Origin of the sequence: Sphingomonas plantiphila, from assembly GCF_046000505.1 — a bacterium.
Classification (GTDB): Bacteria; Pseudomonadota; Alphaproteobacteria; order Sphingomonadales; family Sphingomonadaceae; genus Sphingomonas; species Sphingomonas plantiphila.
In genome coordinates this window covers 989,101-1,012,798 of sequence record NZ_JBELQC010000001.1, presented here as the reverse complement: position 1 = coordinate 1,012,798, position 23,698 = coordinate 989,101, and the positions used below count along the sequence as shown (strand labels likewise).

Genomic DNA, 23,698 nt, shown 5'->3' with positions numbered 1-23,698 from the left:
TGATCTTAAGGAGCGAGCCATGCCTACCGTACTCATCACCGGCGCGACTGCGGGGATTGGCGAGGCCGCGGTGCATGCCTTTGCCGACTCGGGCTGGCATGTCGTCGCGACCGGGCGCCGTGCCGACCGGCTGGCGGCGCTCGAGAGTGATCTGGTCCACACGCTCGAGTTCGACATTCGCGACGAGGCGGCGCGCGATGACGCGCTGGCGTCGCTGCCCGCGCCGTTCGCCGATATCGACCTGCTGATCAACAATGCCGGGCTCGCGCGCGGGCTGGAGAAAGCGCAGGCGGCCGATCTCGACAACTGGAAGACGATGGTCGACACCAACGTCACCGCGATGATGTCGATCACGCACAAGCTGCTGCCGATGCTGATCGAGCGGCGCGGCGCGATCATCAACCTCGGCTCGGTCGCGGGCAGCTACATCTACCCGGCCGGCAACGTCTATGCCGGCACCAAGGCGTTCGTGAACCATTTCAGCCTCGCGTTGCGGGCCGACCTGCACGGCACCGGGGTGCGCGTGACCTCGATCGAGCCGGGCATGGTCGAGACCGAGTTCATGACCGTGCGCACCGGCGGCGACAAGAATGCGTCGGATCAGCTTTATGCCGGCGTTCATCCGATGACGCCGGAGGACATTGCCGAGACGCTGCTGTGGGTCGCGACGCTGCCGCCGCATCTCAACATCAACCGGTTGGAGCTGATGCCGGTGAACCAGGATTTCGCCGGCTTCGCGGTGCATCGCGAGGGATAAGCCGGCCTGTTTCCAACGAGATAAGGCAGGCTAGGTAGATTCACGGTCGACCCGGCGCGGGCGTGGGCCATCTATAAAGGATGGTCTACCCATTTCGCACGGGGCCCCTCCATGCTCGACAAGCTGAAGCTGGTTCATCGCCTGTTGCTGATCGGCCTCGTGCCGATGATCGCCGTCGGCTATTTCGCGACGCTCGACATTTCCCGTCTCCAAACGCGCCAACAGCAGGATGCCTCGGTGGTCGAGCTGGTCGCCGTCACCGAGCGCATGGGCGATCTGATGCACGAGTTGCAGAAGGAGCGTGGCTTTTCCGCCGGCTTCCTGAGCAGCCGCGGTGCCCGCTTCGCCGACGAGCTGCGCGCCCAGCGCGCGCGCACCGACGCCGCGCGCCAGGCGATGCGCAACTCGACCAGCGAGCATTCGAAGATCGTCGAGGCGAGCCCGCTCTTCCCGCCGCTGCAGCGCGTGCGCGCCGAATATGAGAAGATCGCCGCCACCCGCGCCGCGATCGACCGCTTCGAACCCACTGTCGCGCAGGCCGCCGCCGCCTATACCGGCGTGGTTGACCTCATTCTGGAGACGCTGAACGAACTCTCCTCGATCGGCCGCAGCGGCGAGGCTTCGCGCGAACGCAGTGCCTATCTGCTGCTGCTGCATGCCAAGGAAAATGCGGGGCTGGAGCGTGCGATGGGCGCTACCGGCTATGCCCAGGGGCTGTTCAACGATCCCATCTATCGCAAGCTCGCCGCGCATATCGCGCTGCAGGAGAGCCAGCTGTCCACCTTCCGCGAATTCGCCTCCACCGCCGATATCGCGAAGCTCGATGCGATCGCACAATCGCCCGCCGCACGCACCGTCGAGGCGATGCGCACCACCGCGCATCGCAGCATCAACTCGGGCATCGCGCTTGTCGGTGATCCGATCCGCTGGTGGGAGGCGACGAGCGCGCGAATCGACGCGATGAAGGAGCTCGAGGACTTCATTGCGGTCGAAATCGTCGAAGGCGCGAATCACGACCTGGACGAAGCATCGGCCGAGCTGACGCAGGCGCTGATCGTCGCGGCGGTGCTACTGGCGGTGCTGATCGGAACGATCTGGCTGGTCGCGCGCAGCATTCTCAATCCCGTGCGCCAGGTGATCGGGACGATGAAGGAGATGGGCGAAGGCCGGCTGCAGGGCGAGCCCGAGCTGCCGGTCGGCAACACCGAACTGGGCGAACTGGGCGATTCAGTGCGCGCCTTCCGCCGCCAGCTCGCCGCCGCCGAGGCCGCGCGCGCCGAGCAGGAGCGGCAAAAGGAAGCGCAGACGTTGCTGATCGCGGACAGCATCGGCGCCGGGCTGAGCGCATTGTCCGACGGCGACCTGACCCACCGCGTCACCGCCGATCTCGACGGGCCGCTCGGCGTGCTCAAGACCGATTTCAACGCCGCGATCGGGCATTTGGAAGAGCTGATCGGCAGCGCCGTGCGCAGCGCGGGCAATGTCCGCACCGGATCGACCGAGATTGCGCATGCGTCCGAGGATCTCGCGCGCCGCACCGAACGCAACGCCGCCTCGCTCGAGGAGACCACGGCGGCGGTCGCCAACCTCAACGCCAAGCTGCGCGAGACGGCGGTATCGGCGCGAGATGCGCTGTCGAGCGCGGAAGCCGCCGGGCGGACGGTAAGCGAAGGCCGCGGCGTCGCCACCAGCGCGGCGGAGTCGATGCGTGGCGTGTCCGAAAGCGCGCAAGGGATCGACGACGTCATCGAGGGACTCGACAAGATCGCGTTCCAGACGCGCGTGCTGGCGATGAACGCGGCGGTCGAGGCCGGCCGCGCGGGCGAGGCCGGGCGGGGCTTCGCGGTGGTCGCCGACCTCGTCTCCGCGCTGGCGATGCGGGCCGAGGAGGAGGCCAAGCGCGCGCGCGAGCAGCTGACCGCGACGCAGGAAGAGATCGACCGCGCGGTCGGCGCGGTGGCGAAGGTCGACGGCGCGTTCGATGCGATCCTCGCCACCATGACGTCGGTCGAGCAGCTGGTCGGCACAATGGCGCGCGCGAACGCGGATCAGGCCGCCGTCGTCGCCGAGATCAGCACGGCGATGGGCGACATGGATCGCAGCACCCAGCAGAATGCGGCAATGGTCGAACAGACCTCGGCCGCGGCGCGCAACCTGATGAGCGAGGCCGACGATCTGGGCGAGCAGACCGGGCGCTTCCAGACCAGTGGCACGGGGGTGCCGGTCCAGCAGTCAGCCGTGTCGGAGCGCCGCCTCGCCACGGTGCACTAGGCGCAGCGACCTTCGATATCCTCCCCCGCTGGCGGGGGAGGATCGCCGGGGTGTCGGTCCGGCGGGCCATTTGATCGGCCCGCCGCGCGGCCCTCACTCAGCGATGAACGCCAACAGATCGGGGTTAACCACATCGGGATGCGTCGCGCACATGCCGTGGGGCAGCCCGTCATAGGTCTTGAGCGTGCCGTGCCGAAGCAGGTCAATCGCCTTCCGTGCCGAATCGTCGATCGGCACGATCTGGTCGTCGGTACCGTGCATCACCAGCACCGGCACGTCGATCGCCTTCAGGTCCTCGGTAAAATCGGTCTCGCTGAACGCCTTGATGCAATCAAAGTGTGCCTTGGCGCCGCCCATCATCCCCTGGCGCCACCAATTGTCGATCAGCCCCTGGCTGACGGTCGCGCCGTCGCGGTTGAAGCCGTAAAAGGGTCCGGTGGGCACATCGATGTAGAATTGCGCACGATTTGCCACGAGCGCCTTGCGGAAGCCATCGAAGACCTCAAGCGGGAGCCCCTCCGGGTTGCTGTCCTTCTTCACCATCACCGGCGGGACCGCGCCGATCAGCACCGCCTTGGCCACCCTGCCGGGTTCGGCGCGCGCGACATAACGCGCGACTTCGCCGCCGCCGGTCGAATGGCCGACATGGATCGCGCCCTTGAGGTCGAGCGCGGCCGTAAGCGCGGCGACGTCGGCGGCATAGGTATCCATCTCGTTCCCGGTATCGGTCTGGCTCGACCGGCCATGGCCGCGCCGGTCATGCGCGATGACGCGATAACCCTCGTCGAGAAAGAACAGCATCTGGTTGTCCCAGTCGTCCGCGCTGAGCGGCCAGCCGTGATGGAAGACGATCGGGGTGGCGTCCTTCGGACCCCAGTCCTTGTAGAAAATCTCGGTGCCGTCGCTGGTGGTGATGGTGCTCATGAGCTCGCATCCTTTTGCCGTGGCCGCCGCGCGGGAAGCGGGGCGTGCGAGCAGGATGACACCGCTTGCCGAGTCGCAACAGATCGAACCTGCGAAAGCGATCGTTTCCATTTCCGTCTTCCCTCGCGTCGCCGAGCGGGGGCCGCTACAGCGTGGTGGCGCGCGAACCTGCCGGGCGCGTTTGGCGAGGATTGCAGTGATCGAGATCGGGAACGGCACGCTGACGGCGCGGATCGATTCGCTGGGCGCCGAACTCGTCAGCCTGCGCGACGCATCGGGCAACGAGGTGATGACCGATGCCGATCCCGCCTATTGGACCGGCCATGCGCCGCTGCTGTTCCCGATCGTCGGGCGGCTGAACGAGGACACCCTGCGCGTCGATGGGCGCGACTATACGATGAAGCAGCATGGCTTTGCGCGCCGCCGGGTCTTCGAGGTCGCCGAGACCAGCGCCACGCATGTGCAATTCGTCCTGCGCGACGATGCCGAGACGCGCGCGGTCTGGCCCTTCCCGTTCGAACTGAGTGCGCGCTACACGCTCGACGGCGCGACGCTAGCGGTCGAGGTCGTCGTGACCAACCCCGATGCCGATCGCGTGATGTGGACAAGCTTCGGCTTCCACCCCGCCTTCGCCTGGCCGTTGCCCGGCGGCGGCGCGAAGGAGGCCCATCGCATCGTGTTCGAACGGCACGAACCCGCCTCGCTGGCGGAACTCAACGCCGGACTGATCGTGCCAGCGGAGCGACCCACCCCGCTCGACGGACGCACGCTGCACCTGCGCGATGCGCTGTTCGAGGAGGATGCGCTGATCTGGATGGCCCCCGCCAGCCGCTCGGTACGCTATGGCAGCGACACCGGGCCCCAGCTCGATATCGCGTTCGAGGGGCTGCCGACGCTGGCCATCTGGACCAAGCCGGGGGCGCATTTCATCTGCGTCGAACCGTGGCAGGGCCATGCCGATCCGGTCGGCTTTTCGGGCGAGCTGCGCGACAAGCCGGGCGTTATCGCGATTCCCGCGGGCGACTCGCGCCGCTTCGCAATGCAGGTGACGTTGCGCGCCTGAGCCGCTAGGGGGCCGCGATGCCCGAAAATCCGATTCCCGGTCGCCGTACCTTCGCGATCATCTCCCACCCCGACGCCGGCAAGACCACGCTGACCGAAAAGCTGTTGCTTTTCGGCGGCGCGATCCATCTGGCCGGCGAGGTCAAGGCACGCGGACAGGCGCGGCGCGCGCGATCCGACTGGATGAAGATCGAACAGCAGCGCGGCATTTCGGTCACCAGCTCGGTGATGACGTTCGAGCGCGAGGGCGTGACCTTCAACCTGCTCGACACGCCGGGTCACGAGGATTTCAGCGAGGACACCTATCGCACGCTGACCGCGGTCGATTCGGCGGTGATGGTGATCGACGTCGCCAAGGGCATCGAGAGCCAGACGCGCAAGCTGTTCGAGGTCTGCCGGCTGCGCAACGTGCCGATCATCACCTTCGTCAACAAGGTCGACCGCGAAGGCCGCGAGGTGTTCGAAACGCTCGACGAGATCGCCGACCTGCTCGCGCTCGACGTCGCGCCGATGACCTGGCCGGTCGGCATGGGCGGCACGTTCGAGGGGGTGTACGACCTCGTCTCCAACCGCCTGCTGCTGCCCGAGGGCGACAGCCGCGAGTTCCAGGGCAAGGTGATCCAGACGACCGGGCTCGACGATCCGCAGCTCGACGCGATCGTCTCAGCCCAGAACCTCGCCAAGCTGCGCGAGGATGCCGAGCTGGCGCTGGCGGGCTATGCCAGCTTCGACGCCGACGCCTATCGCAACGGCGATCTGACCCCGGTCTATTTTGGGTCGGCGCTCAAGGAATTCGGGGTCGATTCGCTGATCGACGCGCTCGCCGCGCATGCCCCGCCGCCGCACGCGCTGCCCGCCGATCCTGCCCCGGTCGCGCCGGACCATGGCGAAGTCACCGGCTTCGTGTTCAAGGTGCAGGCGAACATGGACCCCAACCATCGCGACCGCATCGCGTTCATGCGACTGGTCTCGGGTACGTTCAAGCGGGGCATGAAGCTGACCCCGACCGGGCACGGCAAGCCGATTGCGATCCATTCGCCGATCATGTTCTTCGCGCAGCAGCGCGAGCTGGCGGACGAGGCGTTTCCGGGCGACATCATCGGCATCCCCAACCACGGCACGCTGCGCGTCGGCGATACGCTGAGCGAAAAGGCGGCGGTGCGCTTCACCGGCCTGCCCAATTTCGCCCCCGAAATCCTGCGCCGCGTCCAGCTCAAGGACCCGACCAAGACCAAGCAGCTGCGCAAGGCGCTCGACGACTTGTCCGAAGAGGGCGTGATCCAGGTCTTCTATCCCGAGATCGGATCGAACTGGATCATCGGGGTGGTCGGCCAGCTGCAGCTCGACGTGCTGCTCAGCCGGCTCGAGGCCGAGTATAAGGTCGGCGCCAATCTCGAGCCCGCGCCCTATGACACCGCGCGTTGGCTGGGTGGCGAGCCGGGCGACGTGAAGGAGTTCATGGACCTCAATCGCGGCGCGATGGCCAAGGACCGCGACGGCGATCCCGTCTTCCTCGCCAAATCGGCGTGGGAAGTCGGCTATGTCGCCGACCGCTACCCGCGCGTGAAATTCCTGGCGACGCGCGAGCGCTGATTTTTTGAGGGCTCCGCCCCGGCCCGCTCCTATTCCGGCCGCGCACGGGCCTGCGGATAGGTGCCGAGCACGCGCATCGACTTGGTATGGAATTTGAGCTCGTCAAGCGCGCGGTCGACCGGCGCGTCGCCGGGGCGACCAACGATGTCGGCGTAGAATTCGGTCGCCGCGAAGCTGCCGCCGCGCTGATAGCTTTCGAGCTTTGTCATGTTGACGCCGTTGGTCGCAAAGCCGCCCAGCGCCTTGTACAGCGCCGCCGGGATGTTCTTCACCTCGAACACGAAGGTCGTCATGTACGGCCCGTGATCGCGCAGCGAAGGGGCATTGCGCGCGAGCACGACGAAGCGCGTCATATTGTGATCGGCATCGGCAACGTCGCTGTCGAAAACCGTCAAACCATAGAGCGGCGCGGCGCCCGGCGGGGCGAGCGCAGCCAGCGCGGGATCCTTGGCATCAGCGACGACCGCAGCGGCACCAGCCGTGTCGGGATAGGAAAGCGGCGCGATTCCCTGCGCCTTCAGCCAGTGGCGGCACTGGCCCAGCGCCTGGGGGTGGCTCATCGCCTGACGCACCCCGGCGCGCGTGCCGATCCCCATCAGCGCATAGCGGATCGGCAGGAAATGCTCGCCGATGATCACCAGCCCCGATTCGGGCAGCAGGAAATGGATGTCGGCCACCCGGCCGTGCAACGAATTCTCGATCGGAATCATCGCCCGATCCGCGCGCTCCTCGCGCACCGCGTCGATCGCGTCCTCGAAGCTGAAACAGGGCAGCGGGAGGCCGGTCGGGAAGGCTTCGAGCGCCGCGATATGCGAATTTGCGCCCGGCGCGCCCTGGAATGCGACGGCGCGGCCAGGCTCCGCAAGCGCGGCCTGCGTCATGCGTTCGACGATGGGGCGTGCGGGGGCGGCAAAATTATCCATTGGCGCGCGCGATTAGAGTGCAAGCGAAGTTGCGGCAAGCCCGGGTTGCGGTGCGCAAAACCGCGCTCTAAAGGAACCGGCCAAGATCAACACGGGGCAGACGGGCGCGCAATGGACAATCGCATGAACACGATCGCAGGCTGGGTCCTGTTCGGCTGCGCGTCGGCACTGGGCCTGTCGATCGCCAGCGGTATGATCTACAAGAGCGGACATCCTGAAAAGGAAGGCTATCCGGTCGAGAGCGCTGACGGCGCCGAGGGTGAAGGTGGCGCGGCCGCGGTCGAGCCGATCGCCAATCGCCTCGCAGCGGCCGATGTCGCCAAGGGCCAGGCTTCGTTCGCCAAATGTGCCGCATGTCACACGATCACCCAGGGCGGCGCAAACGGCGTTGGCCCGAACCTGTGGGCGGCGCTGGGCAAGCCACACGGCCATGTCGCCGGTTTCGCCTATTCCGACGCGCTGAAGAGCGTTCCGGGGAACTGGGACTTCGCGGCGATGGACGAATGGCTGGCGAGCCCGCGCAAATATGCGCCGGGTACGAAGATGACCTTTGCCGGCCTGTCCGATCCGCAGGAACGTGCGAACGTGATCGCCTATCTCAACGCGCAGGGGTCGAACCTGCCGCTCCCCGCCCCCGAAGCCGCTCCGGCCGAGGGCGAGGGCGCTGCGCCGGGCAACGAGGTGGCGCCGACCGAGCTCGGCAATTCGGGCACCCCGGCATCGGGAGCACCCTCGGTCGATCCGGCCGCAGCGGAGGAAGCCGCGAAGAAGGAATAATCCCGGTTTCACGACCCGGAAAAGAACGGGCGGCCCGTCAAAGGCCGCCCTTTTTCTTATCCCTTCCGGTCTTCCCAGAATTTCTGGACGATCGCCCAGCCCTCTTCCGCCGTTTCGCAGAAATGGAACAGGTTCAGATCGCGCGGCGAGATGACGCCCTCCTCGCACAGCGCATCGAAATTGACGACGCGGGTCCAGAACTCCTTGCCGTAGAACAGCACCGGGATCGGCGCGATCTTGCCCGTCTGGATCAGCGTCAGCAGCTCGAACGATTCGTCGAAGGTACCGAAGCCGCCCGGGAACACGGCCACCGCGCGCGCGCGCAGCAGGAAATGCATCTTGCGCAGCGCGAAATAGTGAAACTGGAAGCTGAGCGACGGCGTCACATATTCGTTCGGCGCCTGTTCGTGCGGCAACACGATATTGAGCCCGACCGATTCGCAGCCCTTCTCCGCCGCACCCCGGTTTGCCGCCTCCATGATCGAAGGGCCGCCGCCCGAGGTGACGACGAAGTGACGCTTGCCGTCCGCGTCGAGCGGGTAGCAACTGGCGAGATGCGCCAGTTCGCGCGCCACGTCGTAATATTTGGACTTGGCGATCAGCCGCTCGGCGATGCGCCGCGACTGCTCGTCGGTGGCGAGGTCGAGCAGCGCCTGCGCCTTTGCCGGCTCGGGAATGCGTGCCGAGCCGTAGATGACGAACAGCGATTCGATCTTCGCCTCGTCCATCAACAGGCTGGGTTTGAGCAGCTCCAGCTGGAAGCGCACCGGACGCAGGTCCTCGCGCAACAGGAATTCCATGTCCTGAAAGGCGAGGCGGTAGGCCGGATGTTCGGTTTGCGGGGTGGAGACGGCGGTCCGCGCCGTCTCGGCATCCTGGCTCGCGCGGGCAAAGACCCGCGACGGTACTTTCTTGTCGGTCATTGCGGGGCGATTAGCCGCTTTCGTCGACAACGCAAAGCGGCCACCCCGGCGAGCAGTCCTATCGGCAGAAGGGCTTGCCGCCCATGTCGAAGTGAAAGTGGTTGCGGTGCGCCGAATTATACTCCGGCCCCAGGACGGTCTTGAACCGGCGACAGGCGGAGCGATGGACGATCCGCAGGAATTCACGCTCCTCCGCGGTGCCGCTGCTCCAGTCGCCCAGCACGCTGATCTTGCGCCCGTCGCGCAAGACGAAGGCGGCGACGTCGACGGCATTGCCCAGGCCATGTTCGGACACCTTGAGCGACGAGGCGGCGCTGCCCCCGACGATCCCGCGACAGGCATAGGTGCCATAGGTTTCGACCCGCACCAGCTCTCCGTCCAGAATTTCGCGCGCCGCGGGGACGGCGGCGTGGCGCATCCAGGCGACGAAAGTGCGCGCCAGCGGACAGCGCATCGCCTTCAGCCCGGACACCGGGATACCCACGTCGATCAGCTGTACCGCGCCGATCACCTGGCAACCCCCGCCATAATCGCGGTCAGGCAGCGGACTGAACCGCACCTGCTCGCGCGACAGGTCGGCATAGCATTGCTTGGTCTCGCGACTGGTCGGGATGTCGAGCGTCACCGGCCCGCGCGGATCAGGACGCACCGGCCCGGCGCGCGACGGGGCGCGGTCGTCGCCTCCCCCGAACAGGCAGCCGGCGAGCAGCAAGAGCAGGCACAGGGTCAGTAAGATACGCGTGACCATGCGCCCTTCTAACCCAATATGGTTAACCCCGACTTACCCGGGGGGCGGCGCCCCGAGACCGTTTCACCGGTTACCTTGATTCGCTTGACTTACCGCCCCTCGCCGTTAGGGCCGCCGACGGGCCACGCGGTCCCAACGCCGCGCGTGCTCTCTGCAAGGAGAGACTGACATGACTGATCTGACTGCCGCCGACGCCGGAACTGCGTCCATCGCCAAGCCCGCTATCAAGCCGGCTCGCCCCTTTTTCTCTTCGGGTCCCTGCGCCAAGCCTCCGGGCTGGGACGCTGCCAAGCTCGCGACCGAGGTGCTCGGGCGCTCGCACCGCTCGAAGCTCGGCAAGACGCGCCTCGCCTATTGCATCGACCTGATGCGCGAGATGCTGCGCCTGCCCGATACGCATCGCATCGGCATCGTCCCCGGTTCGGACACCGGCGCGTTCGAGATGGCGATGTGGACCATGCTGGGCGCGCGTGGCGTCACCACGCTTGCGTGGGAGAGCTTCGGCGAGGGCTGGGTCACCGATGCAGTCAAGCAGCTCAAGCTCGACCCCACCGTCGTGCGCGCCGATTACGGTCAGCTGCCCGACCTGACCCAGGTGAATTTCGCCGATGACGTGCTGTTCACCTGGAACGGTACCACCAGCGGCGTGCGCGTGCCCGATGGGGAATGGATCCCCGACGATCGCGCGGGGCTGACCTTCGCGGATTCGACCAGCGCGGTGTTCGCCTACGATCTGCCGTGGGACAAGATCGATGTCGCGACCTTCAGCTGGCAGAAGGTGCTCGGCGGCGAAGGCGCTCATGGCGTGCTGATTCTGGGGCCGCGCGCCGTGGAGCGCCTTGAAAGCTACACCCCCGCCTGGCCGCTGCCCAAGGTGTTCCGCCTGATGGCGAAGGGCAAGCTCGCCGAGGGCGTGTTCAAGGGCGAGACGATCAACACGCCGTCGATGCTGGCGGTGGAGGACGCCATCTTCGCGCTCGAATGGGCCAAGTCGCTCGGCGGGCTCGACGCGCTGATCGCGCGCAGCGACGCCAATGCCGCTGCGCTGCAGAAGCTCGTTACCGAACGCGACTGGCTGGGGAACCTCGCCGCGGACGAGGCGATCCGCTCGACCACCAGCGTGTGCCTGACGGTCGAGGGCGCGGACGAGGCGTTCATCAAGAAGTTCGCTTCGCTGCTCGAGGCCGAGGACGCCGCTTATGACATCGCGGGCTACCGCGACGCCCCGGCGGGGCTGCGCATCTGGTGCGGCGCGACGGTGGACACTGCCGATATCGAGGCACTCGGCCCCTGGCTCGACTGGGCCTACGCGACCGCGAAGGCCGCTTAGTCTCCCTCTCCCCTTCAGGGGAGAGGGTCGGGGAGAGGGGCATATCGCGAGCTGCCCCCTCCACGACCGCCCCTCTCCCTCGCTTCGCTACGCTCGCTTGCCCTCTCCCCTGAAGGGGAGAGGGAATGGAGAATAAACATGCCCAAGGTACTGATCAGCGACAAGATGGACCCCAAGGCCGCCCAGGTCTTCCGCGAGCGCGGGGTCGAGGTGGACGAGATCACCGGCAAGACACCCGAAGAGCTCAAGGCGATCATCGGCGACTATGATGGCCTCGCCATCCGCAGCTCGACCAAGGCGACGAAGGAAATCATCGACGCCGCGACCAACCTCAAGGTCATCGGCCGCGCCGGCATCGGCGTCGACAATGTCGACATCCCCTATGCGAGCAGCAAGGGCGTGGTGGTGATGAACACCCCGTTCGGCAACTCGATCACCACTGCCGAACATGCCATCGCATTGATGTTCGCCCTCGCCCGCCAGCTGCCGGAAGCGAATGCGCAGACCCAGGCCGGGACCTGGCCCAAGAACGGCTTCATGGGGGTCGAGGTGACCGGCAAGACGCTGGGCCTGATCGGTGCGGGCAATATCGGGTCGATCGTCGCCGACCGCGCGTTGGGGCTGAAGATGAAGGTCGTCGCGTTTGACCCGTTCCTCTCGCCCGAACGCGCGGTCGAGATCGGCGTGGAGAAGGTCGAACTCGACCAGCTGCTCGCGCGTGGGGATTTCATCACGCTGCACACGCCGCTGACCGATCAGACGCGCAACATCCTGAGCCGCGAGAACCTGCTCAAGACCAAGAAGGGCGTGCGCATCATCAACTGCGCGCGCGGCGGCCTGGTCGACGAAGCGGCGCTCAAGGAATTGCTCGACAGCGGCCATGTCGCCGGCGCCGCGCTCGACGTGTTCGTGACCGAACCGGCCAAGGAACATGCGCTGTTCGGCACCCCGAACTTCGTCGCGACCCCGCATCTTGGCGCATCGACCAACGAGGCACAGGTCAATGTCGCGATCCAGGTCGCCGAGCAGATGGCCGATTTCCTCGTCAACGGCGGCGTCACCAATGCGCTCAACATGCCGAGCCTTTCGGCCGAGGAAGCGCCGCGTGTGCGGCCCTATATGGATCTTGCCGAAAAGCTCGGCAGCCTGGTCGGCCAGCTCGCGCACGGCAACATCCCGCGCGTGTCGATCCACAGCGAGGGCGCGGCGGCCGAGGTCAACCAGAAGCCGATCGTCAGCGCCGTCCTCGCCGGCTTTCTCCGCGTCCATTCGGACACGGTCAACATGGTCAACGCCCCCTATCTCGCCAAGGAGCGCGGGATCGAGGTGCGCGAGATCAAGACCGAGAAGGAAGGCGACTACCACACGCTGGTCCGCGTCTCGGTCAAGACCGATGGCGGCGAGCGTTCGGTCGCGGGCACCTTGTTCAGCAACCGCACGCCGCGGCTGGTCGAGCTATTCGGGATCAAGGTCGAGGCCGATCTGGTCGGCCACATGCTCTATGTCGTCAACGAGGACGCCCCCGGCTTCATCGGCCGGATCGGCACGACGCTGGGCGACGCCGGGGTGAATATCGGCACCTTCCACCTCGGCCGCCGCGATGCGGGGGGCGAGGCGGTGCTGCTGCTCTCGGTCGACGAAGCGGTGACGCCGGACCTGATCGCCAAGGTCCGGGCGCTGCCGGGCGTCAAGACTGCCATGGCGCTCAAGTTCTGACGATCGCGATGGATTCTGCCGTGTCGTCACGCTAGGCGGCGGCATGGCCGAGCCCGCATCCTCCGACATGCTGCGCATGCGCGCCGGTCGTCTTGGTTTGTTCGAGACGCCGGTGATGCATGCCTCGCTTGCCGATCCCGAGGCGATTGCGCCCGCGCTCGAAGCCGCGATCCGAACCAGAATGGCTCAGGATCAGGGGATCAAGCGCTCGAACCTGGGCGGCTGGCACTCGCGCACGGACATGCGGAAATGGGGCGGGACCGCCGCAGCGCGTCTGGCCGACGCTGCGATCCGGCTCGCCAAGCGTGCTTCGCACTTCGAGGACCGCGATCCTGCGAGCGTGCACTGGTCGACGCGGATGTGGGCCAATGTTTCGCCGCCGGGTGCGCTCAACATGAGCCACGCGCACCCCGGCGTCCTGTGGGCGGCGGTCTATTATGTCGACATGGGCGCTGCGCCCGGCGACGGGGATGTCGGTGGTGAACTGTACCTGGAAGATCCACGCTTTCCGATGAATCTGATGACCTTTCCCGGCTTTCGCGCGATCGGTGCGGACGGCCAGCCGCAAAGCCATGAGTTCGTGGTCCCGGCCGGCCGCGGCGACCTCGTCCTGTTCCCCGGCTATCTGCGCCACGGGGTGCGGCCGCATCGCGGCAGCCGCGATCGCATCTCGATCGCGATGAATATCTACGCCAAGGAGGCGTAATGAACGGTTTGCTGCCTGAGGGCTTTCACGACTCCCTGCCGCCCTATGCCGATGGAGCATCCGCGCTGGAGCGGCGCGTGCTCGATGTCGCGCGCTCGTATGGCTATGAGCGGGTCGATCCCCCGCTCGCCGAGTTCGAGGAATCGCTCGGCCAGCGGCTCAAGGCGGCGAACGGCAAGGACGCGGTGCGATTCACCGATCCCGTCTCGCGCCGCACGCTGGCGATCCGCCCCGACATTACCGCACAGGTCGGGCGCATTGCCGCGACGCGCATGGCACACCATCCGCGTCCGGTGCGCCTGTCCTATGCCGGGCAGGTCCTCAAGCTGCGCGCCACCGAGTTGCGGCCGGAGCGCGCGATGCGCCAGATCGGTTGCGAGCTGATCGGCAATGACGGCATCGCGGCGGTGCGAGAGGTCGTCAGCGTCGCCGTCGCGGCGCTGGACGCAGCGGGCGTTCCCGATCTGGCGATCGACTTCACCTTGCCCGATCTGACCGAACAGCTCGCGCCCGACATGGCGGCGGACCAGCTTGCCGCGCTGCGCGATGCGCTCGACGCCAAGGATGCGGCCGGAGTGGCGGCGATCGACGCCGCCTTCCTCCCCCTGATCGAGGCGGCGGGACCGTTCGATGCCGCGATCGCGCGGCTGCGCGCGCACGACACAGGCGGCGCACTCACCAGCCGGCTCGACGGACTGGAGGCAGTGGCGCAGGCCGTCGCCGGCAAGGCGGCGTTGACGCTCGACCCGACCGAGCGTCACGGCTTCGAATATCAGAGCTGGATCGGCTTCTCGCTGTTCGCGCGCGGCGTGCGCGGCGAGATCGGGCGGGGCGGCAGTTATTCGGTGCTGGGCGTTGCGGGCGAAGAGCCCGCCGTGGGCTTCTCGCTCTATGCCGACCCATTGCTCGATGCAGGCCTGGTCCCGGCCGAGCGGCGGCGGCTGTTCCTCCCATTCGGCACCGGTGCAGAGACGGCCGCAAGTCTACGCACCCAGGGGTGGGTCGCCGTGGCGGCACTGGATGAGGCGGACAGCGCCGAGGCGCAGCTCTGCACGCACATCCTGCGCAACGATGAGCCTGAGGCGATCTAGCCGGCCAGCAGGTCCTCCCATTCGGGATGCTTGCGGATATAGGCGGCCACGAACGGGCATTGCGGCACCACCTTCAGTCCGCGTGCCCGCGCTTCGCTCAGCGCGTGGCGGATCAGCCGGCTGGCGATCCCCTGCCCCTCCAGCGCAGGCGGGACGATCGTATGGGTAAGGGTGATGACGCCATCCTCGATCCGGTAATCGGCGCGGGCAAGATGGCCGTCCACCGTCATCTCGAACCGGTGTCGCTCCGCATTGTCGCGTATCGTGTCAGAGTCCATCACCCGCCTCCCGATTGCCGTGCATCGGGACCAATGGTAGCGATCCGGCGAGGGAGGACAATCGCTTGAATATGCGGCTTCTCACGCTGGCTCTCACGGCACTGGCGCTGGGCGGCGCGACCGCGCCGGCAAAGCAGGTGCGCGCGGGCGAGACGATCCAATGGTCGATGAGCGATCGCCTCAAGATCTATCGGCTCGGCGACATGACCGCGAAGTTCGACCGCGTCCAGTGCGCGCCGCTGGGCGAGGAGTGCGAGGAGGATCAGCTCGAACCCAAGCTGACGCTCAGCACCGCGGACGGCGCGTCGATCACCCTCGACGGGTCGCCGATGCAGAACATCCTGATGCTCGGCCCGGTTGCAAAGGGTGGCCCGGTGGTCGCATTTGTCCAATCCTACACTGGCGGCATGCATTGCTGTCACCAGATGCGCGTCGTGATCCGCGACAAGGCGGGCCTGAAGCTGGTCGAGCTGGGCGCCTATGACGGGATGGAGATCGGCTGGCCCAAGGATGTCGACGGCGACGGAAATCTGGACTTCGTGGTGACCGACGACCGCTTCCTCTATGCGTTCGAAAGCTATGCCGCGAGCGTCGCGCCGCCGAAAATCCTCAACCTCGTCGATGGAGAGGTGCGCGACGTGTCGGCCGAACCACGCTTCGCCAAAGTGTTCGAAAAGGCCGCATCGCGCACGCGCAAGGCGTGCATCGGCGAGGAGTATCCCAATGGCGCCTGCGCCGCCTGGGCGGCGTCCGCTGCGCGGCTCGGCACGCTCGACACGGTATGGCCGGTGATCCTTGCCGAATATCGCAAGGAACCCGCCGCCTGGCCGGATCGCTGCAAGGTCGATCGTACCGACGATGGCGAATGCCCCGAGGGTCAGCTGGTGGAATATCCGGATTATCCGACCGGATTGCGCGCATATCTTGTGGAGCTCGGCTACATCCCCGCCGCATGAGTGACCCGCGCGCGCAAAATCCCAGGGATGTCCTGCACAGCCTGTTCGGCTTTCCCGATTTTCGCGGCGTCCAGCGGCAGGTGGTCGATCGCGTAATCGCCGGCGAGCGTACGCTGGCGGTGATGCCGACCGGCGCGGGCAAGTCGCTGACCTATCAATTGCCCGCGACGATGATGGACGGAACGTGCATCGTCGTCTCCCCCCTGATCGCGCTGATGCACGATCAGTTGCGCGCGGCCGAGGCGGTGGGCATCCGCGCCGCAACGCTGACCAGCGTCGACGAAAATCGCGCCGAGACGATCGACCGCTTCCGCGCGGGCGAACTCGATCTGCTCTATGTCGCCCCCGAACGCGCGTCGAACGAGGCGTTTCGCAACCTGTTGCGCGCCGCGCCGCTCGCGCTGTTCGCGATCGACGAGGCGCATTGCGTGAGCGAGTGGGGCCATGATTTCCGCCCCGATTATCGTCTGCTCCGCCCCCTCATGGACGCGTTTCCGGATGTCCCGCGCCTCGCGCTCACCGCCACCGCCGACGCCCACACCCGCGACGACATTCTGAACCAGCTCGGTATCCCGCGCGACGGCATGATCGTCGCCGGGTTCGACCGCCCCAATATCCGCTATCGTATCGCCCCGCGCGACAACACGACGCGGCAGGTCGCCGACTTCATCGCCGGGCAGACCGGGCCGGGCATCGTCTATGCCCAGACGCGCAGGGCGGTGGAGAAGCTGGCGGAGAAGCTGTCGGGCAACGGGCGCCCCGTGCTCCCCTATCACGCGGGGCTCGACCCCGATGTCCGCCGCCGCAACCAGGCGGCGTTCGTCGAATCCGAGGATATGGTGATCGTCGCCACCGTCGCGTTCGGCATGGGCATCGACAAGCCCGATGTCCGCTTCGTCGCGCATGCCGGGCTGCCCAAGTCGATCGAGGCCTATTATCAGGAGACCGGCCGCGCCGGCCGCGACGGCGATCCGGCGGTTGCGCAGCTGTTCTGGGGTGCCGACGATTTCGCCCGCGCCCGGCAGCGGATCGGCGAGGTCGAAGCCGATCGCCAGCCCGGCGAACGCGCGCGCCTTACCGCATTGGGCGCGCTGGTCGAGACCGCCGGGTGCCGTCGCGCGATCCTGCTGCGCCATTTCGGCGAGACCCCGCCCGAACGCTGCGGCAATTGCGACAATTGCCTCGAAGCGCCCAAGTCGGTCGACGCCAGCGTCACGGCCCAGAAATATCTCTCCGCCGTGTTCCGCACCGGCCAGACGTTCGGCGCCGGCTATGTCGAAAGCGTGCTCACCGGCCAGTCGAGCGAGCGCAGCCTGATGAACGGGCACGAAGCGTTGTCCGTGTGGGGAATCGTCGAGGGCGACGAGGCCGCGATGCTCAAGCCCGTCGGCCGCGCGCTGTTGCTCCGCGATGCGCTGCGCACCAATCCGCATGGCGGGCTGGAGTTCGGGCCCGGCGCGCGGCCGATCCTCAAGGGCGAGTCGGGCCTCGACCTGGTGCTGCCGCCCAAGCGCGAGCGGCGACGCAAGGGAGGCGGCGCAGTCGCCAACCCGGTCGGCGATCCGCTGTTCGAAGCATTGCGCGACAGGCGCCGGACGCTGGCCCAAGAAGCGGCCGTTCCGCCCTATGTCATCTTCCACGATTCGGTGCTGCGCGAGATGGCGGCAAGCCGTCCCGCGACACTCGCCGATCTGTCGCGCATTCCGGGCATTGGCGCGCGCAAACTTGCCGCGTATGGCGATGCCTTCCTTGAAGCGATCCGCGAGGCTGTCGATGCGTAAGGCGATGTTGCTGGCGATCCTTGCGCTGTCCGGTTGCGCGACGCTGCCCCCGGCCCCATCGGCCGCATCCGCACCGGCCGAGCCGGTCGGCCTGACGATCAAGAGTTGGGGCAAGCCGCTGTTCGACTGGACGCTCGGCCCCGATGGTACCGGCGTCTACACCTATGCCGATGAAGGGCCGACCAAGGCGTTTCGCGACTATGTGCTGAAGACCAAGCGGATCAGCGTGGGACGCGACGGCTATGCGCGGCTTGCCGCCTTGCTCGCGCCCGCGCGGCGCTATGCCGGCGCAACGCTGCCGTGCCAGCGCACCATTACCGACATGCCCTATGGCACGATCAGCTGGGGCGCGACGCCGGACCTTCGGGTCAAATTCGATCTGGGATGCCAGTCGGCGGAGACCAAGCCGGTGCATGAGGGGCTGGTGCAGGCACAGGATCTGATGAAATCATGGGCGGACGCGGCTCCCGTCGTCGAGACCCGTCCCGGCAGCCAGGAGTAGCGCGCTGATGCGAAGGATCGACGAGACGATTTCGGTATCCCCCCAGATCACACCGAGCGAGGTGAACGAGATCGCGCGTGCCGGGTTCAAGACGATCGTCAATAACCGCCCCGACGAGGAAGAGCCGGGCCAGCCCGCGGGCGACGCGATCCGCACGGTCGCAGAGACGCTGGGCCTGTCCTACCACGCCATCCCCGTCACCCATGCCGGCTTCTCGATGCCGCAGGTCGAAGCGATGCGCGCCGCGATCGAAGGAGCTGGCGGCCCGGTCTTCGCCTATTGCCGGTCGGGCACACGGTCGACCAATCTCTGGGCGCTGGCCGAGGCCAGCCGCGGGACGGACCCCGAAACACTGGTCGGCAAGGCCGCGAATGCAGGCTACGACATCAGCGGTATCCGGCCGATGCTCGACGCATTGTCGGGCCAGGCCTGACCTGTGAACTGGTGGCTCGCCGCCGGATCGCTCGCGGCGGTACTGGCGCTGGCGGGGATTGCCTGGCTGCTGAAACTGGGCGGGGCGCAGCGTCTGGAGTCGGGCGACGATGCGGTGGCACTGGCCGAGGCGCTGGTGTCGGGCTTCGAGGGCACTGCGGGCATCGTCTCGGCGAGCGGCGAGCTGGCCGCCGTGGCGGGCGGACCCGGCGATCTGGTGCTGATCGAGCCGCTCGGCGCGCGCTATCGTGCGACCCATTATGCCGGAGCACGCGTCGCAGCGGTACATCCGGCGCCCGAAGGAACCGCGATCACGCTGGAGCTTCAGCCCGGCGCGGTGTTCCGCATCACTGTCGCCGACGTCACGGCGGCAGAGGCATTCGTCGCCCAACTCGGCTGACCGCGCGCCCCATTGCATAGGGCTCTGCTTCGCGCTTATTTACACGCGTGTAAGGAGAGAAGATGCCCGATCTGCCGGATCCGGTCGATCTTGCCGTGCCCGCCTTCGTCCTGCTGGTGCTGGCGGAGATGGTGGTCGCGCGGCTCAAGGACCGCAGCCGCTATTGCCCGCGCGACACGCTGACCTCGCTGATGCTGGGGTTCGGCAGCACGATCGCGGGCGTGCTGGCGGGCGGGCTCGTGTTCGGCATGGCGGTCTGGGTCCACCAGTTCCGCCTCTTCGACATCGGTTATGCCTGGTACTGGTTCGTCCTCGCCTTCGTGCTCGACGATCTCGCTTACTATGTCTTCCACCGCTCGGCCCATCGCGTTCGCTGGTTCTGGGCGAGCCATGTCATCCATCACAGCAGCCAGCATTATAATCTGTCGACCGCGCTGCGGCAGACCTGGACCGGCTTCTTCAGCCTGGGCTTCATCTTCCGCCTGCCGCTGTTCCTGATCGGCTTTCCGCCGGCGATGATCTTCTTCGTCGCCGGCCTCAACCTCGTCTATCAGTTCTGGATCCATACCGAGGTGATCGGGCGGATGCCGCGCTGGTTCGAGGCGGTGATGAACACCCCGTCGCACCACCGCGTCCACCACGCGACCAACCCACGCTATCTCGACAAGAATTATGCCGGCGTGTTCATCATCTGGGACCGCATGTTCGGGACGTTCGAGGCGGAGCGCGACGACGATCGCCCGCGCTACGGCATCGTCAAGAACCTGCCCGACTTCAACCTGGTGCGCGCGGCGTTTCACGAATGGTGGGGGATCGCGAAGGACGTGTGGACTGCCCCGAACTGGCACGCCCGCCTGATGTACATGATCGCGCCGCCCGGCTGGAGCCATGACGGCAGCCGCGATACATCCGAGACGATCAAGGCGCGCTGGGAAGCGAGTCGATCGAGGTCCGCTGGCGCGGACGACGGCACCGGCCCGCTCCCCCACCCGGCCACCCAGTTTTAGTAACCTATGGGTGGCCGGGTGGGGGAGCGATCCGGTGCCGCACAACCGAGAGGCGGGGAAAGCGTGGAAGAAGCCGATATCGTCGTCATCGGAGCCGGGTCCGGGGGAAGCGCCGCAGCAGGTCGGCTGAGCGAGGACGGAAAGTCTAGCGTCGCGGTCCTTGAGGCAGGCGGGCGCAACACCAGCTTCCGCACGCTGATGCCCGGCGGCATCGCGATGCAGACCCCCGCGACCAACTATGCGTTCGAGACTGTGCCCCAGCCGGGCCTCGATGGTCGGCGGGGCTATCAGCCGCGCGGCCGGGGCCTGGGCGGATCGAGCGCGATCAATGCGATGCTCTACATTCGCGGCGTGCCGTGGGATTACGACAATTGGGAACGGCTCGGCTGCCCCGGCTGGGGCTGGGACGACGTTCTGCCCGTCTTCAGGCGCAGCGAGGCGAACGAACGCGGCGCGGATGCCTTTCACGGCGGCGACGGCCCGCTCCACGTCAGCGACCAGAGCTTCGTCCACCCCGGAACCCGCGCATTCGTCGAGGCGGGCGCGGCGCTGCAGATTCCGCGCAACGACGATTTCAACGGTCCGCGGCAGGAGGGGATCGGCGTCTATCAGGTGACGCAGAAGGCTGGCGAGCGCTGGACCGCCGCGCGCGGCTATCTGAAGGAGCGGCCGAACCTCACGATCATCTGCGAAGCGACGGTTGAGCGCGTGTTGTTCGAGGAGGGCCGCGTATGGGGCGTTGCCTATTCGCGCGGCGGGCAGACGAAGATGATCCGCGCGCGGCGCGCGGTCGTGATGGCGGGCGGAGTGTTCGGAACGCCGCAGACGCTGATGCTTTCCGGAATCGGCCCCGCCGCGCATCTCAAGGAAATGGGCATCCCGGTGCGCATCGATCGGACCGAGCTGGGCGGCAATCTCCAGGATCATCTCGATTATGTCGCGGCGTTCGAGACGCCGGGTTACGACTTCCTCGGCCGCTCGCTGCGCGGATCGCTCGCCGGGCTCGGCGGCATGTGGCGCTGGTTCCGCAGCCGCAGCGGCATGATGACCTCTCCCTATGCCGAGGGTGGCGCGTTCCTGAAGAGCGATCCGGCGCTGGAAGTGCCCGACATCCAGCTCCATTTCCTGATCGCGATCGTCGAAGATCACGGCCGAGCAAAGGTGAAGGCGCATGGGTTCAGCTGCCACGCCTGTGTCCTGCGCCCCGAAAGCCGGGGAACGGTGCGGCTCAAATCGCCCGACCCGCGCGCCGCGCCGCTGATCGATCCGCAATTCCTGTCCGATCCGCGCGACCTCGCCGGGCTGATGAAGGGGACGCGGATGATGTACCGCATCCTGGAGCAGCAGCCGCTCGCCGCGTTTGCGGGCAAGGACCGCTACCCGTTCGACGATGATGCCACGCTGGAACGCCTGATCCGCGCGCGCGCCGACACCATCTATCACCCGGTCGGCACCGCGCGCATGGGGTCGGACGCGGGTGCGGTATGCGATCCTCAGCTACGCGTGCGCGGGGTGGAGGGGCTCTATATCGCGGATGCCTCGATCATGCCGCGCCTGATCGGCGGTAACACCAACGCGCCCAGCATCATGATCGGCGAGCGTTGCGCGGACTTCGTCAGGGCAGATCTCCGCTGACGACTATGCCTTCCGCCGCGCGATGGCCGGAACGGTGGCGCAGGCGGGCGTGCCGTCCTTGCCCGTGCCGTTGACCGAAATCTCGATCGCGCCGCCAGCCATCGCATGGTCCACGAGCGCCGCGTCCAGATCGTGGATGTCGATCTTCATGCGCCGCGACAAGGACGACATGATGTCGCCCGCCATGGCGCCGATCCGGATATAGACGAAGCGCCGTACCGGACCTTCGCGCCGCACCTGATCGCCGAAGAATTTCGGCCCGGCGGCGATCCGCACGCTGCACTCGAAGGCCAGCGATTCACCCGCGCTGGAGCGCTTGGGGTCGAGCGGAGCGCCGTCTGCTGACTGAAGGCTGTGGAGGACGCCAGGAACCGGGTCGCGGATCACGATCCGCAGCTGGAACGGGATTTGATCGGCGCGGGCCATGCGTCTTTCTACCTTAGTCCGAGGCGCAAAAAAATGGGCCGGCTCTGGAGAGAGCCGGCCCAGTCGTCCGCAGGAGGAACCCCTGTGGGGCCGCACCGCTCAGGGTGCGACCCGATCTTGTCAGTAGTTGTAGGCGCGCTCGCCATGCTCGCCGAGGTCGAGGCCTTCCCGCTCGACTTCGGGCGTGACGCGGCCCCCGGTGATCGCCTTGGCGACCATCGTCGCGATGGCGGTACCGACAGCGGCCCACAGGATGGTGACGGCAACGGCGCTGACCTGGGTGACGAGCTGCGCGCTCATCACGAAGTCGTCGCCCCCCGGACCGCCCAGCGACGGCGCATAGACGATGCCGGTGCCGATCGCGCCGACGATGCCGCCCACGCCATGGATGCCGAACGCGTCGAGCGAGTCGTCATAGCCGAGCTTGGGCTTCACGACGGTCACGAACAGGAAGCAGACCACCGAGGCGACCGCACCCAGCACGATTGCGCCGAACGGACCCGAATTGCCTGCTGCCGGAGTGACCGCGACCAGACCAGCGATCACACCCGAGCAGAAGCCCAGTGCCGACGGCTTGTGCCCTGCCGCACGCTCGGCAAGCATCCAGAACAGTGCGGCCGACGCGGTGGCGACGAAGGTGTTGATCATTGCCAGGCCCGCCGAACCATTGGCTTCGAGCGCGGAACCGGCGTTGAAGCCGAACCAGCCCACCCACAGCAGGCCGGTGCCGACGAACGTCAGCGTCAGCGAGTGCGGCGCCATGCGCTCGGTCGGATAGCCGATGCGCTTGCCGATCAGCAGCGCGGCCACGAGCGCCGAGACGCCTGCATTGATATGGACCACGGTGCCGCCCGCGAAGTCGAGCGCGCCCGCTTCGAAGAACCAGCCACCGGCTGCCCACACCATGTGCGCGATCGGAAAATAGACGAGCGTCAGCCAGATCAGCGCGAACACCATCACGGCCGAGAATTTGATGCGCTCGACAACGGAACCGAGGACCAGCGCGACCGTGATCGCGGCGAAGGTCATCTGGAAGCTGATGAACACGAATTCGGGGATCTCGACGCCGTCGGTGAAGGTGGCGACGTTGCTGTCGGCGGTAATGCCGGCGAGGAACGCCTTGCCGAAGCTCGAGATATACGGCTTCAGCCCGTCCGATGCGTCGGGGCCGAATGCCATGGTGTAGCCGTACATCACCCAGATCAGCATCGCGAAACACATCACCGCGCCGATCTGCGTCATCACCGACAGCATGTTCTTGGTGCGGGCAAGGCCGCCATAGAACAGCGCCAGACCCGGCACGATCATGAGGAGGACGAGGATGGTGGAGACCATCATCCAGGCGGTGTCGCCCTTGTTCACCGTCGCCACGACGGGCGCGGCCCAGGCGGGCGTCGCCGCGAACAGCGCGGTCCCCGCGCCGGCGGCGGCAATCTTCAAAGCAGTTTTCATCGATACCC

At 66.9% G+C, this 23,698-nt stretch carries 23 protein-coding genes; 16 read left to right on the top strand and 7 right to left on the bottom strand.

The genetic code is table 11. From position 1 onward, the window contains the following. Positions 1-19: 19 nt before the first annotated feature. Both ABS767_RS04905 and ABS767_RS04900 read left to right on the top strand, forming a co-directional pair. Positions 20-757, top strand: a complete 738-nt coding sequence (locus ABS767_RS04905) for an SDR family NAD(P)-dependent oxidoreductase (protein WP_408077239.1) — start codon at positions 20-22, stop codon at positions 755-757. 111 nt (positions 758-868) lie between these two features. Next, positions 869-3,028, top strand: a complete 2,160-nt coding sequence (locus ABS767_RS04900) for a methyl-accepting chemotaxis protein (RefSeq protein ID WP_408077238.1) — start codon at positions 869-871, stop codon at positions 3,026-3,028. A 93-nt stretch (positions 3,029-3,121) separates the two neighbouring features. Here ABS767_RS04900 and ABS767_RS04895 read toward each other — a convergent pair whose 3' ends face one another. Next, entirely contained in the window at positions 3,122-3,952 is an 831-nt protein-coding gene (locus ABS767_RS04895) for an alpha/beta fold hydrolase (protein ID WP_408077237.1), read from the bottom strand. Between the two features lie 196 nt (positions 3,953-4,148). Between ABS767_RS04895 and ABS767_RS04890 the strand changes: the two genes are divergently transcribed. Both ABS767_RS04890 and ABS767_RS04885 read left to right on the top strand, forming a co-directional pair. Beyond that, positions 4,149-5,015, top strand: coding sequence for an aldose 1-epimerase family protein (locus tag ABS767_RS04890; RefSeq protein WP_408077236.1), 867 nt, complete (start codon positions 4,149-4,151; stop codon positions 5,013-5,015). A gap of 17 nt (positions 5,016-5,032) precedes the next feature. Beyond that, the gene (locus tag ABS767_RS04885; RefSeq protein WP_408077235.1) at positions 5,033-6,607 is read left to right on the top strand and encodes a peptide chain release factor 3; all 1,575 of its coding nucleotides are present in this window, start codon (positions 5,033-5,035) and stop codon (positions 6,605-6,607) included. Positions 6,608-6,636: 29 nt separating this feature from the next. On the opposite strand, the gene ABS767_RS04880 is transcribed toward ABS767_RS04885, so the two are convergent. Beyond that, the gene (locus tag ABS767_RS04880; RefSeq protein ID WP_408077234.1) at positions 6,637-7,530 is read right to left on the bottom strand and encodes a prephenate dehydratase; all 894 of its coding nucleotides are present in this window, start codon (positions 7,528-7,530) and stop codon (positions 6,637-6,639) included. Between the two features lie 111 nt (positions 7,531-7,641). Here ABS767_RS04880 and ABS767_RS04875 point away from each other — a divergent pair, with 111 nt between their 5' ends. Then, a complete protein-coding gene (locus tag ABS767_RS04875) occupies positions 7,642-8,307 on the top strand; it encodes a c-type cytochrome (protein ID WP_408077233.1) in 666 nt (221 codons plus the stop codon). A gap of 56 nt (positions 8,308-8,363) precedes the next feature. Here the strand turns inward: ABS767_RS04875 and ABS767_RS04870 are convergent, their stop codons facing one another. Both ABS767_RS04870 and ABS767_RS04865 read right to left on the bottom strand, forming a co-directional pair. After that, positions 8,364-9,230 carry an LOG family protein gene (locus tag ABS767_RS04870; RefSeq protein ID WP_408077232.1) on the bottom strand — a complete coding sequence of 289 codons (867 nt, stop codon included), beginning with the start codon at positions 9,228-9,230 and terminating at the stop codon, positions 8,364-8,366. 58 nt (positions 9,231-9,288) lie between these two features. Next, a complete protein-coding gene (locus ABS767_RS04865) occupies positions 9,289-9,978 on the bottom strand; it encodes an extensin family protein (protein WP_408077231.1) in 690 nt (229 codons plus the stop codon). A gap of 169 nt (positions 9,979-10,147) precedes the next feature. Here ABS767_RS04865 and ABS767_RS04860 point away from each other — a divergent pair, with 169 nt between their 5' ends. From ABS767_RS04860 to ABS767_RS04845, 4 genes are all read left to right on the top strand, one after another. Then, the gene (locus tag ABS767_RS04860; RefSeq protein ID WP_408077230.1) at positions 10,148-11,308 is read left to right on the top strand and encodes a phosphoserine transaminase; all 1,161 of its coding nucleotides are present in this window, start codon (positions 10,148-10,150) and stop codon (positions 11,306-11,308) included. A 138-nt stretch (positions 11,309-11,446) separates the two neighbouring features. After that, positions 11,447-13,024, top strand: a complete 1,578-nt coding sequence (gene serA, locus ABS767_RS04855; RefSeq protein ID WP_408077229.1) for a phosphoglycerate dehydrogenase — start codon at positions 11,447-11,449, stop codon at positions 13,022-13,024. Between the two features lie 43 nt (positions 13,025-13,067). Then, positions 13,068-13,730, top strand: a complete 663-nt coding sequence (locus tag ABS767_RS04850) for a TIGR02466 family protein (RefSeq protein WP_408077228.1) — start codon at positions 13,068-13,070, stop codon at positions 13,728-13,730. Next, a complete protein-coding gene (locus ABS767_RS04845; protein ID WP_408077227.1) occupies positions 13,730-14,821 on the top strand; it encodes an ATP phosphoribosyltransferase regulatory subunit in 1,092 nt (363 codons plus the stop codon). Before ABS767_RS04850 ends, ABS767_RS04845 begins: the two co-directional genes overlap by 1 nt. Here ABS767_RS04845 and ABS767_RS04840 read toward each other — a convergent pair. After that, positions 14,818-15,099 carry a GNAT family N-acetyltransferase gene (locus tag ABS767_RS04840; protein ID WP_408077226.1) on the bottom strand — a complete coding sequence of 94 codons (282 nt, stop codon included), beginning with the start codon at positions 15,097-15,099 and terminating at the stop codon, positions 14,818-14,820. The genes ABS767_RS04845 and ABS767_RS04840 overlap by 4 nt on opposite strands. A 65-nt stretch (positions 15,100-15,164) precedes the next feature. Between ABS767_RS04840 and ABS767_RS04835 the strand changes: the two genes are divergently transcribed. From ABS767_RS04835 to ABS767_RS04805, 7 genes are all read left to right on the top strand, one after another. After that, positions 15,165-16,055 carry a hypothetical protein gene (locus tag ABS767_RS04835; protein WP_408077225.1) on the top strand — a complete coding sequence of 297 codons (891 nt, stop codon included), beginning with the start codon at positions 15,165-15,167 and terminating at the stop codon, positions 16,053-16,055. Then, positions 16,052-17,836, top strand: coding sequence for a DNA helicase RecQ (gene recQ, locus ABS767_RS04830; protein WP_408077224.1), 1,785 nt, complete (start codon positions 16,052-16,054; stop codon positions 17,834-17,836). Before ABS767_RS04835 ends, recQ begins: the two co-directional genes overlap by 4 nt. Then, the gene (locus tag ABS767_RS04825; protein ID WP_408077223.1) at positions 17,829-18,338 is read left to right on the top strand and encodes a hypothetical protein; all 510 of its coding nucleotides are present in this window, start codon (positions 17,829-17,831) and stop codon (positions 18,336-18,338) included. Before recQ ends, ABS767_RS04825 begins: the two co-directional genes overlap by 8 nt. Positions 18,339-18,345: 7 nt before the next feature. Continuing rightward, positions 18,346-18,771, top strand: a complete 426-nt coding sequence (locus tag ABS767_RS04820; protein ID WP_408077222.1) for a TIGR01244 family sulfur transferase — start codon at positions 18,346-18,348, stop codon at positions 18,769-18,771. A 3-nt stretch (positions 18,772-18,774) separates the two neighbouring features. Beyond that, positions 18,775-19,170: a hypothetical protein gene (locus ABS767_RS04815; RefSeq protein ID WP_408077221.1), complete on the top strand. Its 396-nt coding sequence runs from the start codon at positions 18,775-18,777 to the stop codon at positions 19,168-19,170. 62 nt (positions 19,171-19,232) lie between these two features. Beyond that, the gene (locus ABS767_RS04810; protein ID WP_408077220.1) at positions 19,233-20,177 is read left to right on the top strand and encodes a sterol desaturase family protein; all 945 of its coding nucleotides are present in this window, start codon (positions 19,233-19,235) and stop codon (positions 20,175-20,177) included. 63 nt (positions 20,178-20,240) lie between these two features. Then, on the top strand, positions 20,241-21,812 hold the full coding sequence (locus ABS767_RS04805) for a GMC family oxidoreductase (RefSeq protein ID WP_408077219.1): 1,572 nt from the start codon (positions 20,241-20,243) through the stop codon (positions 21,810-21,812). A gap of 3 nt (positions 21,813-21,815) precedes the next feature. On the opposite strand, the gene ABS767_RS04800 is transcribed toward ABS767_RS04805, so the two are convergent. Further along, entirely contained in the window at positions 21,816-22,238 is a 423-nt protein-coding gene (locus tag ABS767_RS04800) for a DUF5990 family protein (RefSeq protein ID WP_408077218.1), read from the bottom strand. A 120-nt stretch (positions 22,239-22,358) separates the two neighbouring features. Further along, on the bottom strand, positions 22,359-23,690 hold the full coding sequence (locus ABS767_RS04795; RefSeq protein ID WP_408077217.1) for an ammonium transporter: 1,332 nt from the start codon (positions 23,688-23,690) through the stop codon (positions 22,359-22,361). Positions 23,691-23,698 lie beyond the last annotated feature (8 nt).

Excerpts from the sequence above, each read along its gene's own strand:
- ABS767_RS04840 (WP_408077226.1), bottom strand. The coding sequence starts at position 15,099 with ATGGACTCTGACACGATACGCGACAATGCGGAGCGACACCGGTTCGAG.
- ABS767_RS04880 (WP_408077234.1), bottom strand. The coding sequence starts at position 7,530 with ATGGATAATTTTGCCGCCCCCGCACGCCCCATCGTCGAACGCATGACG.
- ABS767_RS04875 (WP_408077233.1), top strand. The coding sequence starts at position 7,642 with ATGGACAATCGCATGAACACGATCGCAGGCTGGGTCCTGTTCGGCTGC.
- ABS767_RS04810 (WP_408077220.1), top strand. The coding sequence starts at position 19,233 with ATGCCCGATCTGCCGGATCCGGTCGATCTTGCCGTGCCCGCCTTCGTC.
- ABS767_RS04850 (WP_408077228.1), top strand. The coding sequence starts at position 13,068 with ATGGCCGAGCCCGCATCCTCCGACATGCTGCGCATGCGCGCCGGTCGT.
- ABS767_RS04905 (WP_408077239.1), top strand. The coding sequence starts at position 20 with ATGCCTACCGTACTCATCACCGGCGCGACTGCGGGGATTGGCGAGGCC.
- ABS767_RS04825 (WP_408077223.1), top strand. The coding sequence starts at position 17,829 with ATGCGTAAGGCGATGTTGCTGGCGATCCTTGCGCTGTCCGGTTGCGCG.
- recQ (WP_408077224.1), top strand. The coding sequence starts at position 16,052 with ATGAGTGACCCGCGCGCGCAAAATCCCAGGGATGTCCTGCACAGCCTG.
- ABS767_RS04865 (WP_408077231.1), bottom strand. The coding sequence starts at position 9,978 with ATGGTCACGCGTATCTTACTGACCCTGTGCCTGCTCTTGCTGCTCGCC.
- ABS767_RS04860 (WP_408077230.1), top strand. The coding sequence starts at position 10,148 with ATGACTGATCTGACTGCCGCCGACGCCGGAACTGCGTCCATCGCCAAG.
- ABS767_RS04900 (WP_408077238.1), top strand. The coding sequence starts at position 869 with ATGCTCGACAAGCTGAAGCTGGTTCATCGCCTGTTGCTGATCGGCCTC.
- ABS767_RS04895 (WP_408077237.1), bottom strand. The coding sequence starts at position 3,952 with ATGAGCACCATCACCACCAGCGACGGCACCGAGATTTTCTACAAGGAC.
- serA (WP_408077229.1), top strand. The coding sequence starts at position 11,447 with ATGCCCAAGGTACTGATCAGCGACAAGATGGACCCCAAGGCCGCCCAG.
- ABS767_RS04870 (WP_408077232.1), bottom strand. The coding sequence starts at position 9,230 with ATGACCGACAAGAAAGTACCGTCGCGGGTCTTTGCCCGCGCGAGCCAG.
- ABS767_RS04820 (WP_408077222.1), top strand. The coding sequence starts at position 18,346 with ATGCGAAGGATCGACGAGACGATTTCGGTATCCCCCCAGATCACACCG.
- ABS767_RS04800 (WP_408077218.1), bottom strand. The coding sequence starts at position 22,238 with ATGGCCCGCGCCGATCAAATCCCGTTCCAGCTGCGGATCGTGATCCGC.
- ABS767_RS04795 (WP_408077217.1), bottom strand. The coding sequence starts at position 23,690 with ATGAAAACTGCTTTGAAGATTGCCGCCGCCGGCGCGGGGACCGCGCTG.
- ABS767_RS04845 (WP_408077227.1), top strand. The coding sequence starts at position 13,730 with ATGAACGGTTTGCTGCCTGAGGGCTTTCACGACTCCCTGCCGCCCTAT.
- ABS767_RS04885 (WP_408077235.1), top strand. The coding sequence starts at position 5,033 with ATGCCCGAAAATCCGATTCCCGGTCGCCGTACCTTCGCGATCATCTCC.